The following is a 13057-nucleotide window of genomic DNA, read 5'->3' as shown; positions in this document are numbered from 1 at the left end:
TCAACGCCTAAACCACGCTTCATGAACCGCCGTATACGGAACCGTACGTACGGTGGTGTGGGAGGGGGGAGGTGTGAACCTTCCCCCTACCCGATAGCGGTGCAAGCCCGCATTGCCGCCCGGGAGTTATGGGTGACGCCAAGTATCAACCTTAGATTTTAATTCTTGTCGTATACACCATTATAAGCACACCCATCGGGCGACCTTAGCCTTTTTTTAACCACGGGCCTTCTAAGCTGGGGAAGTTGCATCGGGACAGCATGGAGGCAGTTGCCATGCCGGGGTTGTTGAGCCGCATCATCGCCTGGTTTTCGGAAGAGCCGGCGCCAGGCGCCGGCGCTGGGCGTGGCATGATGGTTTCCAATCCCGACGCCGCCCTTGATCTGGATGCCGGCGACCTGGACCCGGAAGAGGTTGTCTTCCGCCAGCGTCTCAAGGCCGTGCTGGGACCGCGCAAGGCCGCCGCCGCCGGCTGCGTTCAGTTCGTCGGCCTGGAAAGCCTGAAGGAAAAGCTGGGGCCGCGCTGGAACGGGGTACAGACCCGGGTGCACGGCATGATCGAGAAGCTGCTGCGCCAGAACCTGGCGGCGGACGACGTCTTTTATGGCTACGGCACCGAGACCTACGTGGTCGTTTTCGCCCGGCTGAACCCCGTCCAGGCCGGCCTTATATGCGCCAAGGTGATGCAGGAGCTGCAGCGCCTGCTGTTGGGCGAGCCAGACCTCGCCAGCATCGTCGTCCGCACGGCCGCGCGCGAGGCTTCGGGTGATCTCGTGCTGAAACCCGAGCGGCTGGCTGACCTGCTGGCCAGAATGGTGGCGCATATCCAACCCACGGCGCCCCTGGCGGCGGCCGGCAGCACGGCCGAAACACCTGAACAGCGGCCGTCCTCGCGCCGATCCCCGGCGCCTCAGCCATCGTCGCAAGCCATCCTTTCGCAGTCTCACCCTTCGCAGTCTCCGCCGCCGCAGGCCCCCCTGTCGCAGGCCCCCTTGTCGCAGGCCCAGGCCGCGGCCGCGCTGGCCGAAGTTGGGCGGGGACAGGCCATGGCCGCTGCCACCACCAAGGGCGGCGGCACCAAGGGCGGCGACGATGACCCCTGGGCCCATTTGCGTCCGGTGCTGGGCCCGCTGGAGGTGGTGTACCGCCCCGTGTGGGACGTGCGGGGCCAGGCGCTCAGCCTCTACATTGCCAGTCCCCGCCGCCAGCGGGTGGGTGGGCGCCATCATGTTTATGGCTATGACACGCTGACGCCGCCGGTCGGCGGGGTCGCCTCCGCCGGCACTGCCAACGGACTGCAGGAAATCCTGGATCTGGATCGCGAAACCCTGCGGCAGGCGGTGGATGCCTATCTGGAGCTCTACGATAACCGTTTCCGCTATTACCTGGCCCTGCCGGTGCATTTTGAGACGCTGGCGGGAACCGGCCGCCGCCGCGCCTATCTGGATCTGGCCGGCCAGATCCCGGCCCATCTGCGACCCTTCATAACCTACCAGCTGATGGGGGTGCCGGACGGCGTGCCGGTGGGCCGGCTGACCGAACTGGTCAGCGCCCTGCGGCCCCTGGGCCGGGGCGTGACGGTTTGCGCGGACTTGTCACTCCAGGCCCAGGCCACCTTCGCCGCCGCGGGCGTGAAGGGGGTGAACGTCTCCCTCGGCGGCTTCGTCTCGCGCGGCCGGCTGGTCCAGGATCTCTATCTCGCGGGGGCGGAGGCCCGCCGTCGCGGGCTGCACATCCTGGCCGACGGCATCGACACGCCGGAGATGGAACAGGTGGCGGAAGAAGCGGGCTGCACCTTCATGACGGGCGACCTGATCGGCCCGTGGGTGGATTTCCCGGGCCATGCCACCCGCCTGTCGCGCTCCGACGTGCTCGACCAAGCCCTGCCGCTGGACCGCTGAGCGGTCCATTGCCGGCGCTCGCCGGCAAACGGCGCGGACCCGGCAAACGGCGCGGACGATGTCGCGCCGACGGGACGTTACACCCCGACCTCCATCAGTTCGACGTTGGCGGCCAGGTCATCGACCACCAGGATGCGGGCGTTCTTGACCAGGTCGGTGGCGTCAAACAGCATCGACCGGCTCCATCGCGTCGGCCAGTGCCTCCATGAACTCCTGCACGTTCAAGGGCTTGGTCAGGTATCGGCGGAATCCGGCACGCAGGCCCTTCTCTATTTCGCGGGGCAGGGCGTTGGCGCTCAACGCCAGGATGGGAATGTTGCGGGTCTCCTCCCGGTCCTGCAGCCGGGCCAGCACGTCGAAGCCGCTCATGCCCGGCAGGTTGATGTCCAGCACGATGACATCGGGCTGATGGCCCATGGCCAGATCCAGGCCCGTCACCGGGTCGGCGGCGATCAGCAGCTTGGTGTCCGGCACGGTCTCCATCAGGTCGCGCATCAGCTGGATATTGGACGGGTTGTCCTCGACATACAGCATGGTGCGGGGCCGGGTCTGGGCCAGCGGGTTGTTTTCGGCGCCCGGCGCGCGCGGCTCGGGGGCCATGTTCAGGGCCACCGGCAGGCTGATGGTGAAGGTGCTGCCCTCGCCCAGCACGCTGGCCACCTCGATCGTGCCGTCCATGGCCGACAGCAGCCGGCGGGTGATGGTCAGGCCGATGCCCGTGCCCGGAATGTCGCTGTATTCCTGGCCCAGGCGGTTGAAGGGCTGGAACAGGTCGCCCAGCTTGTCGGGCGCGATGCCTTCGCCCGTGTCCTGCACGGACAGCGACAGGCGGCCCGGCGCCGGCGCGGCGCCCAGCGTGACGCGCACGGTGCCGCCGGGGCGGTTGTACTTTACGGCGTTGGACAGCAGGTTGCTGACCACCTGGACCAGGCGGGTGCGGTCGGCCAGGACGGGCGGCGCCACCTCGGGCAGGATGGCGGCGATGGCCACCCGCGCCTTTTCCGCCACCGGCTGCAAGGCGTTCAGCACATCCTCCACCACCAGGCGGGGATCCACCGGTTCCAGCGACAGCGTCAACTGCCCGGCCTCGATACGGGCCAGGTCCAGCACCTCATCGATCAGGCGCAGCAGGTGGTTGCCGTTCTTGACGATCTGCTGAACGCCCCGCTCCTGCTTGGGCGTCATCGGCTCGCGCGCCTTGTTGTATTCCATCAGTTGGGCGAAGCCGAGAACGGCGTTCAGCGGCGTGCGCAGTTCATGGCTCATGCTGGCCAGGAACTCGGACTTGGCCTGGTTGGCGGCCTCGGCCCGGCTGCGGGCGGCCGCCAGGTCGCGTGTACGCTCCGCCACCGCTTCCTCCAGCCCCTCGCGCACGCGCAGCAGTTCCGCCTCCGCCCGCCGGCGCTCCTCCACCTCCGCCTCCAGGGCGCGGTTGGCCGCCTTCAGGCGCTGGGCTTCCCGCTCGGCGGCGGCGTTCAGGCGGCGGTCGGCGAACGCGGTCACCAGCGCCAGCATCAGCAGGCCGTAGGTGGCGCCGGCGACGCTGATGGCCAGCGGCCCGCGATCCACGTCCGCCGGGGCGGGGGCCAGCGGGTCCAGGGTCAGCACCGTGGCCATCATGCCGGTATAGTGCATGCCGCAGATGGCGACGCCCATGATCAGGGCGGCCAGCGCGCGGTGCCAGCCATGCTTCAGGCTGACGGACAGCATCAGGGCCACCGTGGCGGCGGCCATGGCGACCAAGATGGACAGGGCGAACAGGTCGGGGCGGTAGGCGATCCGGCCCGGCACCTCCATCGCGGCCATGCCGGTGTAATGCATGACGGCGATGCCCAGGCCCACCACCGTGCCGGCCAGGGTGAAGCGGGTGACGCTGGTGCGGCCGTGGCGCACCGCTTCCAGGCCCAGGGCGACGAAAACGATGGCGGTCAGCAGCGATGCGAGGGTTAGCGTGGGCTCCCATGCCACGGGCAGGGCCACCTGGAAGGCCAGCATGCCGATGAAATGCATGGCCCAGATGCCGCCGCCCAGCGCACAGGCAGCGCCCAGCTGCCAGGCGAGGCGGGACCGGCCGGTCGAACCGGTCATGCGTTCCGCCATGTTCAGGGCGACGAAGGAGGCGAAGACGGCAGTCAGGTATGACAGCAGCACCAGCCACGGATTGTGGCTGAAGGCGACGCCTTGATCATCGGTGCTGAAGCATAAACCGGGGAAAACCACCCGCATAGACATGCCCCCAAATGTTCCGTCCCAAGTGTTTCGCGTGGCGACGCGGACGGTAGGCGCCGAATCCCCCGGCGCGCCATGTTCTTGGCGGAACCACCTGGCTGCGGCCAATGGTTCTGCTGGAAAAACATTAAAGGATTATACCATCGTGCCGGTGGGGCACCACGCCTTGAATGCGTTATTGCCTGGGAACGGTATATAAAGCGTTACCGCCGCCGGCGGTCAGGGGCCCGTGATCGGATACGGCCCCGCGCGCCACCCGTGGGCTTGCGTCGGTCGCCACGGCGATGCTGGCGGCCGTCCGTCGTTATATCACCCAGCCTTGGGGGTTCAGGATGGGCTTGGCGTCGATGGCGCGGGTCAGGGCCACCACCACCCGCACGACGGCCCAGATGCTACCGATGAACAGGGTGATGAATTCCATGCCCACCACCCGTAGCGCCAGGGCGCAGAGGGTGAACAGCACGCAGATCCAGAAGGTGCGGATGGCGAAGGTCATGTGGCCTTCGTAAATGGTGCCCGCGAAGTCCGGCCGCTTGATGTAGGCCATGACCAGGCCCAGCGGAAACGCCCCCACCAAATAGAGCAGATGAACAAGGATGGACCACAGCCGGGCTTTGTCGCCCCGGATGGGTGCAATGGGGATGGGTGCAATGGGGGTGGACGCGGTGGGAGCGGGCGCGGTGGCGGGGGTCCCGGCAAAGCTCATCACGCGTCCTTTGGGATTGGGTGAATACAAAATTAGGGCTTCGGACTAGGAATCCGGAAATATGGCTTCAGAATAGGCATTTGATGAAGGGCTAAATGATCGCCGCCATTCCAATATCGATACATGCGACATCTTCCTGGAAAAGTCATATAGGGCCATCGTGCTTGCGCGCCACCAAATTTGAGAACTTTGATTGGAAATTATGGATTAGGTTGCAATGTTAATTCATTAATAGGCAATTTTGTTTGATCTCTGGGCGGCGGATACTGTAAATCGCAGATTAATGTAGTGTTCCCACCTGAAGGAGGAGCGTAGACGATGATCGGCACCGCCCTGTGCGCCTACGGCCTGTCCGGCCGGGTGTTCCATGCCCCTCTCATCCTGGCGGAACCAGCCCTGTCGCTGCAGGCCATCCTGCGGCGCTCCGGCGCCGATGGGACGGAACCGGTGGGGGCTCGCGTGGTGGCGGACTTCCAGGCCATCCTGGACGATCCGGCCGTTGAGTTGGTGGTGGTCAACACGCCCAACGCCCTGCATTTCCCCATGGCCCAGGCGGCGCTGGCGGCGGGCAAGCACGTGGTGCTGGAAAAGCCCATGACCATCACCCTGGAAGAGGGGCGCCACCTGATGGCCCAGGCCCGGGCGGCGGGCCGCCTGCTGGCCGTGTTCCACAACAAGCGCCTGGATGCCGAATACCTGACCCTGGGCCGGCACCTCGCCCGTGGCGACCTGGGCCGCCTGGTGGAGGTGGAATGGCACTACGACCGGTACCGCGCCCACGTGACGCACAAGGCCTGGAAAGAGGATGAGCAGCCGGGCGCCGGCACCTGGTTCGACCTGGGCGTCCACCTGGTCGACGGTATGCTGCGCCAGTTCGGCCGCCCCCTGTCGGTGGCGGCGGAAATGCGCTCACTGCGCCGGGCGGAGGGGGCGACGGACTATTTCGATGTCCGTTTCCGCTATGCCGACCACCGGGTCATCCTGCGGTCCAGCACTTATGTGCGCGAGCCGGGGCCGGTGCTGGTGGCCCATGGCGACAAGGGTTCCCTAGTCATTCCCAAGGGCGACGTGCAAGAGGCGCAAATGGCTGCCGGCGTGAAGCCCGGCGATGCCGGCTGGGCCGTGGTGGCCACGCCCGCCCTGCTGCATACCGAGCGCGCCGGCGCGGTGGTGCGGGAGGAGGTGGCGTTGGAGGCCGGCCGCTACCAGGACTTCTACCGCAACGTGGCGGACGCCCTGGCCGGCCAGGCGCCCTTGGCCTTTGGGCCGGGGCCGGCGTTCGAGGCACTGGCCCTGGTCCATCGCGCCATCGAGGCGGCGCGCCAGCCTGGCCTGTCCTGCGACATCGCATACGAATAAGCGCGCAAGGCGTTGATGAAATGGGAAAGGCCGGCATCGCGGTCAGGCGATGCCGGCCTTTCCTTCAGGACACCGGGAGGGGGCCGGCGCCTGGAAGACCCCTTAGGCGACGTTCAGGCGAACGTCCAGGTTGCCCCGGGTGGCGTGGGAGTAAGGGCACACGATGTGGGCCTGTTGCACCAGGCTGTCGGCGGTTTCCGCGTCGATGCCCGGCAGCGTGATGGTCAGGGCGACGTCCAGGCCGAAGCCGGTACCATCCTCACGCGGGCCGACGCCCACCTGAGCACTGACGGTGGCATTCTCCGGCACCTTCACCTTGGCCTTGCCGGCCACGAACTTCAGGGCGCTCAGGAAGCAGGCGGAATAACCGGCGGCGAACAGCTGCTCGGGATTGGTGCCGTTGCCGCCGGCGCCGCCCAATTCCTTGGGCGTGGTCAGCTTGACGTCCAGGACGCCGTCGATGGACTTGGCCTGGCCTTCACGGCCACCGGTGGCCGTGGCGGAAGTGGTGTAGAGGATGGGCATGATCGTCTCCGTGGTTTCAACTGGTTGGGTCAACTTTTGGGGCCGGTCCCGCCGGGGTTCGGCTGGGTCATCGGCGCCGGTGAGATGAGAATTGCGCGATAACGAATTGTGCGCAATTCGTCAGATGGCATGATCGACATGCGCAAATAGATTGCGCGCAATTCGTTGGTGGGTGCTAGCCTGCCGCAGATCGCGCGTCCATTTCCCTGGGCGCCGCCGGAGAAGTGAGGGCGTCATCATGGCCCAGGACCACCAGGACACAACGCATCAAGGTATGGAGAAGGCGGGCCCCGGCAAGGGGGCCGCCGACCAGGCCACCTTGTTGAGCAACCAGCTGTGCTTCAGCATCTATTCCGCCGCCCACCTGTTCAACCGCACCTATAAGCCGCTGCTGGACCGGCTGGGGCTCACCTATCCGCAGTACCTGGTGATGCTGGTGCTGTGGTCCGGGGACGGGCTGACGGTGAAGGCCATCGGCGAGCAGCTGGATTTGGATTCCGGCACCTTGACGCCCTTGCTGAAACGGCTGGAGGCGGCAGGCCTGGTCAGCCGTCAGCGCGACCCGCAGAACGAGCGCCTGGTCCGCGTCACCCTGACCGGGGCCGGCCGCGCATTGCAGGATCACCTGGGCACGGTGCAGCAGGCCATCCTGTGCGCCACCGGGCTCAACCTGGACGGTCTCAAGGCGCTGAAGGTCCAGGTGGATGAACTGCGCGCTGGCCTGGCGGCCAATCTGGGCCCGGCGGACCAGGACGGTTGACGCCTAGCGGGCCATCGCCTGCGCCATGTGATCGAGGAACGCGCGGATGCGCGGCGTGCGCTGGGCGTCGCGATGCACGCCGGCCCAGATTTCGCGCGGTGGGGCCGGGGTCGGCGTGTCCACAGCCACCAGTCCACGCGCCTGGGCCATGACATGGGGCAGGGCGGCCAGCCCCGCGCCGCCGGCGCAGGCCACGGCCTGCAGGTCGCGGCTGTTGGTCCGAAGGGCGTGCCGCGCGTCATGCGCCAGGGCCAGCAGCCAGGGCAGGTCGCCCAAGCCGCCGAAGCTTTCGTTCATCAGGATCAGGCTGTGGCCGGGGGCCCCGCGGGTGAAATCCGGCGTGCCGTGCCGTGCGAGATACGCTGGCGCCGCATAAAGGCCGAAACCCACCGTGGCCACCCGGCGCTGCGCGATCTCGTTCTGGTCGAAGCGGTGGAAGCGGAAGGCCACGTCCGCCTCCCGCCGGGTCAGGCTGTACAGCCGGGCGTCGGTCACCAACTCCACCGTGATGCCGGGGTGGGCATCGTGGAAATGCGCCAGATGGGGGCCCAGCAGCCACTGTCCCACCCATTCCGGGGACGTGGCGCGCACCGCACCCTCCAACCCCACGTCCAGGCCGGTGGCGGCCCGCTCCGCCGCCAGCGCCTCCGTCTCCATGCGCTCCGCCCCGGCCACCAGGCCGGTGCCCGCTTCGGTCGGGACGTAGCCGGTCGGCGTGCGCTGGAACAGGCGGGTTCCCAGCCGGGTCTCCAACGCTTCCAGCCGCCGTCCCACCGTGGGCTGGCTGACGCCCAATTGGCGGGCGGCGCCCGACAGGGTGCCGTGCCGGGCGATGGCCAGGAAATAACGCAGATCGTCCCAATCCATCGGACTTCTTCCCACCGATATCTATTCATATTTGAATAGCGTGTCTTTGGCTCTGTCAATTGATGATCAGATCGGAATAGGCAACCTTGAGGGAGTGCACGCCGCCGCTGGCGGCGGCTCAAACCAACGAGGTCGTTCATCATGAAAGCCGTCGGTTACTACCAGAACCAAGCCATCGACCAGGCCGATAGCCTGGTGGATCTGGAGCTTCCCACCCCCGTGGCCACCGGTCGGGACCTGCTGGTGCGGGTGGAGGCCATCTCGGTCAACCCGGTGGATACCAAGGTCCGTCGCAACGCCGCCCCGGTGGAGGGCGCCGCGCGCATCCTGGGTTGGGACGCTGTGGGCACGGTGGTCGCGACCGGTCCGGAGGTGACGCTGTTCAAGGCCGGTGACGCCGTCTACTACGCCGGCGCGCTGGAGCGCCCCGGCACCAACGCCGAATTCCATCTGGTGGATGAGCGCCTGGTGGGCCCCAAGCCCGCCAGCCTGACGACGGCGGAGGCCGCGGCCTTGCCGCTGACCAGCATCACGGCCTGGGAAATGCTGTTCGACCGCATGGGCGTGGCCCGGCTGCCGGCCGGCGCCGGGAATGATGGCACGGCCGGCGTGCTGCTGATTGTGGGCGGCGCCGGCGGTGTCGGCTCCATCGCCACCCAGCTGGCGCGTCAGCTGACCGCTCTGACCGTCATCGCCACCGCTTCCCGGCCTGAGACGCGGGCGTGGAGCCTGGCCATGGGCGCCCATCACGTCATCGACCACCGCCAGCCGCTGGAACCCCAGGTGCGGGCCATCGCGCCCGGCGGCGCCACCCATGTCATGAGCCTGACGGCGACGGAGCAGCACTTCCCCGCCATCGCCGCCCTAATGGCGCCGCAGGGCAAGTTGGCCCTCATCGACGACCCCGCCCAGCCAGTGGACATTACCCTGCTGAAGCGCAAGAGCATCTCCCTGCACTGGGAGTTCATGTACACCCGCTCCATGTTCCAGACGCCGGACATGATCGCCCAGCATGAGCTGCTGGGCGAGGTTTCGCGCCTGGTGGATGCGGGCGTGCTGCGCACGACGATGACCCAGGATCTGGGCCCCATCAACGCTGCCAACCTGCGCCGCGCCCATGCCGTGGTCGAAAGCGGCACGGTCCGGGGAAAGCTGGTGCTATCCGGCTTTTAAGTGGCCGGATTCCTGTAACCAACCTTTGTTCCAGCAGGAGGCCGGCCATGCACCGGGTCCCCACACGGCGGAGCATTGCCCGCCGCATTCTCGATGGGTTCGTCTTGGCCGGCCGGCGCTGGTTCACCCGCCGCCCGGCGGAGTTGTGGCCGCCCTTTTGACCTCAGGCGGCCAGCCGCTGCCGCAGCCGGCGGTACAGCCGGATGGGCAGCGGATAGCGGGATTCCGCCATCAGGGCCAGGGCGGCGGCCACCGGCGCGTCCCCGTTCCAGGACGGGTCGCCCCAGCGTTCGTAGACGCGGGCGGCCAGGCGATGGGCCCGCAGGCGCACCAGGCGGATCAGGGCCACCTTGGCGCACAAGGTGACCGTGTCCGGCCAGTCGCGCAGCAGCGGGTCGTTCACCGCCTGGTCCAGCAGGGCCAGGACTTTGGCCGGTTTACGATTGCTGCCGATGGTGTCGATGGCCGCCTGCCGGGCGGCCTGGTAGGCGGCGGGGCGGGCCAGGTTGATCAGGCGGGTGACGCAATCGTCGCCCGGCAACACCTCGACCGGCTGGTCCAGGGTCTCCGCCTGCCGCATGCCCAGGGTGGCCAGGGTGGCCTTCAGCTCTCCGCGCAGGGCGTCCCGGTCCGTGGGGGTCAGCATGAAGCCGCTGGTGGACTCCGTCGCTTCCACCAGGGTCAGCAGGGGCCGGATGTCCGCGCCCTGCACCGCCAGGTTTTGCAGGGCCAGGCGCAAGGCGGCGGGGATGGCGGTGCCGGCCTCGCCATTATCCATGCTGAGGCGTTGCAGCACCCGGCGCAGCGTCACGCCCGCCAAGACGGCCGCGGCGGCGTAGCAGGCCGACCGGGCGGCGTCATTATCGGCGTTGTTGACCAGGATGGACTTGAAATGCAGCGAGGTCATCAGGTTGCCGGGCTCACGCCGGGTGAATTCCTCAAGGTCCACCGGGTTGGGCGGCACCACCAGGCTCTCCGGGTTATCCAGGTCGATGCCGAAGCGGGCGCGGACCTGCTCCACCATCCGCTTGAACACCTCCTGCGCCTCCTCGGGGAAGCCGAAGTTGACCAGTTCCTTGAATAGGCGATAACGGAAGCCGTTCTCCAGCCGGTCGTACTTGGGCATACGCTCAGGCGTCAGGCGCCGGCGCAGATATTCACGCAACAGGGCGCGGTCACAGCCGTCCTTCACGCCCGGGGGCAATGGCACGCGTGAGGCGTGGATGCGCAGGATGCCGGCCACGGGCGCCACGCTGACGTGGGTGAAGCCCGCCGCGCGCAGTGCCGTTTCCATCGAGGCCGCGGTGAATAGGGTCATGTGCGAGCCGGGGCTGATGATCGGCCACATCATGGAAGCCGGCGTTTCCGGCTTCAGCACCCCGCCGTCCGGTGTCGTCAGCACCAGGATGCCCGTGTCGTTCAGGCCCCGGCTGAGCGTTTTCAGCAAGGGGACCGGGTTCGGCACATGCTCCAGCAATTCGAAGGCCGCCACCACGTCATAGGTGACGGGCAGGGGGGTGTCTTCGGTGAAATAGTCCGGAACGATGTCCAGGCCCAGCCACTGGCGGCCCAGCTCCGACGCGCGGGAGGGGTCGTAGCCCTTGGCTTTCCAACCCAGCGCCACCTCGACATAGTCGCTGATGAAGCCGATGTTGGCGCCGATGTCCAGCAGGCGGCCCTCGCCCGGCTTCAGCCAGCCCATGGGCTCCAGCATCACGTCCAGGCCCGCGCCCATTTCCAGATACAGGTCCGTGGCGGCGATGAAGACGCCGGTGTCGTGGCTGTAGTCGCCCACCGTCCGGTCCGTGGAGAAGCGGACGGTGCATCGCCGGCAGCATAGCAGCACCCAATCGGGGTCATGCGGTCCGCCCCAGGGAACGGTCAGGGTTGGCGCATGGGGACCCGTGTCGCCACAGACCGGGCAGGGGGCCGCGATGGTCGGGGCGTCGGCGGAGGGCCAGCGGATGTCCATGCGAAATGCTTCCGTTCTGCAATGCGTCCCTCCGCCTTATGGCGTGCCAGGGGCTGTCCGTCCGGTTGTGCCCGAGGGCCGGCGGCTTTGTCCAGCGCCCGTCTGCGGCGGATGGGCGGCGTGGACCCGATGGGCATGGACAAGCCCGGCGACCATCCATGAGAATGCGCGATGGGCTGGGGCCGGGGGGCGCTGGCGGCCGGGATGATGGGAAGCGCACAGGCATGTTTCGGGTTTTGCTGCTGCACAAGGACTTTCCCGGTCAGTTCCGTCCCCTGGCCTTGTCATTGTTGGCCGATCCGCGGGTCGAGGTGCGCGGACTGGGACAGCGGGAGGAGTGGCGGCTGCCGGGGCTGACCCCGCAGCTTTACCGCGACATGCCGGCCGTGGCCGCCGGCACCCATCCTTATCTGTTGAGCGCCGCCGACCATGTCATCCGCGGTCAGTGCGCGCTACGGGACGCCGTGGGGATGGCGCAGCAAGGATATCGCCCCGATTTGATCATTGGCCATTGCGGTTTCGGCGATACGCTTTATCTGAAGGATTTGTGGCCGGACGTTCCGCTGGTTGGTTACTTTGAGTTTTACTATCATAGCCGGGGGGCGGACGTGGGTTTCGACCCGCTCTTCCCTGTCACCCTGGACGATCTCGCGCGTGTGCGCACGCTGAACGTCGTCAACCTGCTGGGGCTGGAGGCCGTGGATTTAGGCGTCTGCCCGACCGAATGGCAGCGCTCGCTTCATCCGGCGGCTTTCCGCGATCGCCTGCAGGTCATGCATGAGGGAATAGACACCGACCTGGCCTGTCCCGGACCGGTGCCGGCCCTCGCCCTGCCCGACGGCACGGTCCTCACGCAGGGGGACGAGGTGGTGACCTACGTGGCACGGGATCTGGAACCTTACCGGGGATTCCACGTCTTTATGCGCGCGCTGCCGGAAATCCTGAGGCGGCGGCCCCGGGCCCGGGTGGCGGTGGCCGGGGGGGATGGCGTCAGCTATGGTCCGCCGCCCGCCGGCGGAGGGTCTTGGCGCGAGCACCTGCTGGGGGAGGTGGGGCCGGCACTGGACTCGAGCCGTGTGCATTTCCTGGGGCCGGTGGACCACGGCCGATTTTTGGACCTGATGCGTTTGTCCAGCGTGCACGTCTATCTCACCTATCCCTTCGTGTTGTCCTGGTCGATGCTGGAGGCCATGGCCTGTGGCGCCTTGCTGGTGGCCTCCGACACGCCGCCGGTGGCGGAGGTGGTGCGGGATGGGGTGAACGGGCTGCTGTTCCCGTTCTTCGACACGGGCATGCTGGCCAGCCGGGTGGTGGAGGCGCTGGGTCGCGGGGCGGCGCTGGCGCCCCTGCGGCAAAAGGCGAGGGAGATGGTGAGGGCGCGATTCGACGCCCGCACCCAGGCTGTCCCCGCCTGGCGCCAGGCCCTGGCGCGGTTTGGATGTCCTGCGCCGGCAGGGATTTAATTCGTCGTTTCATTTAAATGACGCATTAACGGAGCAGAAAATCCAGACCAGGCATATGTAGAATTTGCCGTTTCTTTTATGAGTGCGCTAAGGTCGCGCGCA

Annotated in this window: 10 protein-coding genes; 5 read left to right on the top strand and 5 right to left on the bottom strand. The window is 67.4% G+C overall.

The window, feature by feature from the left end:
- Positions 1–275 precede the first annotated feature (275 nt).
- Positions 276–1901 carry an EAL domain-containing protein gene (locus FBZ89_RS21315; protein ID WP_145751950.1) on the top strand — a complete coding sequence of 542 codons (1626 nt, stop codon included), beginning with the start codon at positions 276–278 and terminating at the stop codon, positions 1899–1901.
- A gap of 162 nt (positions 1902–2063) precedes the next feature.
- Here the strand turns inward: FBZ89_RS21315 and FBZ89_RS21310 are convergent, their stop codons facing one another.
- Both FBZ89_RS21310 and FBZ89_RS21305 read right to left on the bottom strand, forming a co-directional pair.
- A complete protein-coding gene (locus FBZ89_RS21310; protein ID WP_186457491.1) occupies positions 2064–4127 on the bottom strand; it encodes a hybrid sensor histidine kinase/response regulator in 2064 nt (687 codons plus the stop codon).
- Positions 4128–4434: 307 nt separating this feature from the next.
- On the bottom strand, positions 4435–4836 hold the full coding sequence (locus tag FBZ89_RS21305) for a DUF4870 family protein (RefSeq protein ID WP_145751946.1): 402 nt from the start codon (positions 4834–4836) through the stop codon (positions 4435–4437).
- Positions 4837–5154: 318 nt separating this feature from the next.
- Between FBZ89_RS21305 and FBZ89_RS21300 the strand changes: the two genes are divergently transcribed.
- Positions 5155–6195: a Gfo/Idh/MocA family oxidoreductase gene (locus FBZ89_RS21300; RefSeq protein ID WP_145751944.1), complete on the top strand. Its 1041-nt coding sequence runs from the start codon at positions 5155–5157 to the stop codon at positions 6193–6195.
- 102 nt (positions 6196–6297) lie between these two features.
- On the opposite strand, the gene FBZ89_RS21295 is transcribed toward FBZ89_RS21300, so the two are convergent.
- The gene (locus FBZ89_RS21295) at positions 6298–6720 is read right to left on the bottom strand and encodes an organic hydroperoxide resistance protein (protein ID WP_145751943.1); all 423 of its coding nucleotides are present in this window, start codon (positions 6718–6720) and stop codon (positions 6298–6300) included.
- Between the two features lie 238 nt (positions 6721–6958).
- Here FBZ89_RS21295 and FBZ89_RS21290 point away from each other — a divergent pair, with 238 nt between their 5' ends.
- On the top strand, positions 6959–7480 hold the full coding sequence (locus FBZ89_RS21290; RefSeq protein WP_342780639.1) for a MarR family winged helix-turn-helix transcriptional regulator: 522 nt from the start codon (positions 6959–6961) through the stop codon (positions 7478–7480).
- A 3-nt stretch (positions 7481–7483) separates the two neighbouring features.
- Here the strand turns inward: FBZ89_RS21290 and FBZ89_RS21285 are convergent, their stop codons facing one another.
- The gene (locus FBZ89_RS21285) at positions 7484–8347 is read right to left on the bottom strand and encodes a LysR family transcriptional regulator (protein ID WP_211115303.1); all 864 of its coding nucleotides are present in this window, start codon (positions 8345–8347) and stop codon (positions 7484–7486) included.
- Positions 8348–8488: 141 nt separating this feature from the next.
- On the opposite strand from FBZ89_RS21285, the gene FBZ89_RS21280 reads away from it, so the two are divergent.
- Entirely contained in the window at positions 8489–9520 is a 1032-nt protein-coding gene (locus FBZ89_RS21280; RefSeq protein WP_145751941.1) for a zinc-binding alcohol dehydrogenase family protein, read from the top strand.
- Between the two features lie 163 nt (positions 9521–9683).
- Here the strand turns inward: FBZ89_RS21280 and FBZ89_RS21275 are convergent, their stop codons facing one another.
- A complete protein-coding gene (locus FBZ89_RS21275; protein WP_145751940.1) occupies positions 9684–11492 on the bottom strand; it encodes a class I SAM-dependent methyltransferase in 1809 nt (602 codons plus the stop codon).
- A 224-nt stretch (positions 11493–11716) separates the two neighbouring features.
- On the opposite strand from FBZ89_RS21275, the gene FBZ89_RS21270 reads away from it, so the two are divergent.
- Complete coding sequence (locus tag FBZ89_RS21270) at positions 11717–12955, top strand: glycosyltransferase (RefSeq protein ID WP_145751938.1); 1239 nt, start codon at positions 11717–11719, stop codon at positions 12953–12955.
- Positions 12956–13057: the final 102 nt, after the last annotated feature.

This window comes from Nitrospirillum amazonense (assembly GCF_007828045.1).
GTDB classification, from domain to species: Bacteria; Pseudomonadota; Alphaproteobacteria; order Azospirillales; family Azospirillaceae; genus Nitrospirillum; species Nitrospirillum amazonense_C.
Note: the sequence above shows the minus strand (reverse complement) of the source record. Positions and strands in the feature narration are given on the sequence as shown.

What these genes read in the sequence shown, in the direction of transcription:
- FBZ89_RS21295 (WP_145751943.1), bottom strand. Translation starts at nt 6,720, where the DNA reads ATGCCCATCCTCTACACCACTTCCGCCACGGCCACCGGTGGCCGTGAA.
- FBZ89_RS21310 (WP_186457491.1), bottom strand. Translation starts at nt 4,127, where the DNA reads ATGCGGGTGGTTTTCCCCGGTTTATGCTTCAGCACCGATGATCAAGGC.
- FBZ89_RS21300 (WP_145751944.1), top strand. Translation starts at nt 5,155, where the DNA reads ATGATCGGCACCGCCCTGTGCGCCTACGGCCTGTCCGGCCGGGTGTTC.
- FBZ89_RS21315 (WP_145751950.1), top strand. Translation starts at nt 276, where the DNA reads ATGCCGGGGTTGTTGAGCCGCATCATCGCCTGGTTTTCGGAAGAGCCG.
- FBZ89_RS21285 (WP_211115303.1), bottom strand. Translation starts at nt 8,347, where the DNA reads ATGGATTGGGACGATCTGCGTTATTTCCTGGCCATCGCCCGGCACGGC.
- FBZ89_RS21290 (WP_342780639.1), top strand. Translation starts at nt 6,959, where the DNA reads ATGGCCCAGGACCACCAGGACACAACGCATCAAGGTATGGAGAAGGCG.
- FBZ89_RS21275 (WP_145751940.1), bottom strand. Translation starts at nt 11,492, where the DNA reads ATGGACATCCGCTGGCCCTCCGCCGACGCCCCGACCATCGCGGCCCCC.
- FBZ89_RS21305 (WP_145751946.1), bottom strand. Translation starts at nt 4,836, where the DNA reads ATGAGCTTTGCCGGGACCCCCGCCACCGCGCCCGCTCCCACCGCGTCC.
- FBZ89_RS21280 (WP_145751941.1), top strand. Translation starts at nt 8,489, where the DNA reads ATGAAAGCCGTCGGTTACTACCAGAACCAAGCCATCGACCAGGCCGAT.
- FBZ89_RS21270 (WP_145751938.1), top strand. Translation starts at nt 11,717, where the DNA reads ATGTTTCGGGTTTTGCTGCTGCACAAGGACTTTCCCGGTCAGTTCCGT.